Origin of the sequence: Rhizobium sp. AAP43, from assembly GCF_001296045.1 — a bacterium.
Taxonomy (GTDB): Bacteria; Pseudomonadota; Alphaproteobacteria; order Rhizobiales; family Rhizobiaceae; genus Allorhizobium.
Window position 1 is genome coordinate 1 of the sequence record NZ_LJHS01000047.1, and the last position, 1,828, is coordinate 1,828.

1 protein-coding gene is annotated in these 1,828 nt (G+C 64.0%); it reads right to left on the reverse strand.

The window, feature by feature from the left end; all coding sequences use genetic code 11:
• Nucleotides 1-684 precede the first annotated feature (684 nt).
• Nucleotides 685-1,828, reverse strand: a 1,144-nt coding sequence (locus IP76_RS23385; RefSeq protein ID WP_210166779.1) for an alternative oxidase, incomplete at its 5' end; no start/stop codon positions are given.

The window sequence follows — 1,828 nt, forward strand, 5'->3', positions numbered from 1 at the left end:
GGGCCCATGACAGAGTTTTACAGCACTTTGATGTGCCATAATGCCACAGTGGCCGCAGCATCATTTAGTTAACCAGGTTTTGTTACAAACTTGAGGAGGCAGCCATGAAGAGTTGCCGCGTCTGCCTGATTGGACAGACGCGTGCTGCATCTGCCGCTGCAAGAGCAGCGCCGAGGAAAGCATGGCTAGGGAGGTTGTGGCGAGCGGCAGTGAGGCCGGGCAGTCGATCGACCAGGGAGAAAGGATAGTCAAGCTTTTGTATCAAGATTCATCTTGAAGTTCATGGCAGGAGGATAGACATACGCCTACGCAATAAACCCTACAAGGACATGAAAGAAGACGGAACCAGACCCAGGCGGGGGTAGGTGATGCAGTGCAGAGTCCCGCTGTGTTTCGCGTGCAGTTTGATCGACCAATACCACGAGGCAGAGGGCGCTATGGCAGGATGATTGCAGTGTATGTCGAGTGGGTACGGCAGGGCACCGCCGCAGAGGGCGGATATGACAGACGCAGCAAACAGCGTGGCAGGGCCAGGCTGCAGCAGGCCCCGTCAACTATCTACAGGCGCCTAGGAACAGGCGAAAGGTGGTGAGGTACAACAGCGTGCAGTCACGAGGCTATCTGTGCATGGAGAGGATTTGCCTTGGGCGCACCCACTGCTGGAGCCGCTGCCGGTGCCAGCGCTCAGGGCACGTGCACGGAGCCGGGGGCAAAGGGATTGGTGTCATCAGCATCCAGGGTGGAGAAGGTGTGGTTGACGTGGATGTGGCACTGCTCGTCGGCGCGCACCGCCAGCAGCAGGTCGCGCATGGTGGCGCCCTCATCCAGGCGCCAGTAGAACTTGCCGATGTCGGGCGCCTGCATGTTGGCCCACTTGGGCAGCCTGCCGTCGTCCAGGTCGCGGATGGCGCGGGTGTACGTCTTCACCGCCTCCTCCTCCAGGTACCCCACAAAGGCGTGGCACGTGCGGGGCGAGAGGGTGTAGGCGATGCAGTAGGCATTGAACACCAGGGCCTGGCCGGCGATGACCGCGCCCCGGAACACGATGCCCGGGTTGCGCAGCTTCATGAAGGTCAGCAGGTGCATGCGCTCGTTCTCCGCCTCCTCCAGCAGGGTGTGGATCCAGCCGTTGTCGCGCGACATGGTGCGCAGCGAGCGCAGGTGGCGCAGCATGCCGCCCACCATGCCGGGCACGCCGGCCACCGACTCGAGGTAGATGAATCGCGCCAGCCACTTGCGCTCGTTCATGTCATCGCCGTACCCGGTGAAATAGTCGAAGATGGAGCGCAGGCCCTGCACGGCATGGTAGCCGACCTTCTCGTGCAGCTGCTTGGGGGGCTTGTGGGAGGGGGCCACACTCTCCAGGTAGTCCTTGCTGTACACAGGGTGCATCAGCAGGTAGCTGCCCTCCAGCTTGCCGCCCGCGGTGGTGGGGGTGGGCCTGTCAGAGGGGCGGTCCACCTTTTCGTCGCGGGCCATCCCCGGGTGCATCATCACCTTGCCCTCCATGGCAGCGCTGGGGGTGGAGGGGGCCTCGGCAGGCGCAGGCTGCGCGGCCGCGGCCTTGCTGGCCAGCGTGGTGGAGCTGAAGAGCGAGGTGCGGGCGGACAGCTTGCTCAGGGCGGTGCTGAGGGCAGGGGCCGCGGCTGGCAGCAGGGAGTAAGCGGCAGCGGGTGCGGCACCCTGCGCCAGCAGCGCCCGGCAGGCGGCGGAGGCGCCAGACACCAGCATGGCGAGGTGCGCGATCTGCTGAATCGAACAGGCAGCCGGGCGGTGTGTCTGCCCCGTCTCCAGGCCCTCCCTTTTTTCCATCTCCTTTGCCCCTGCC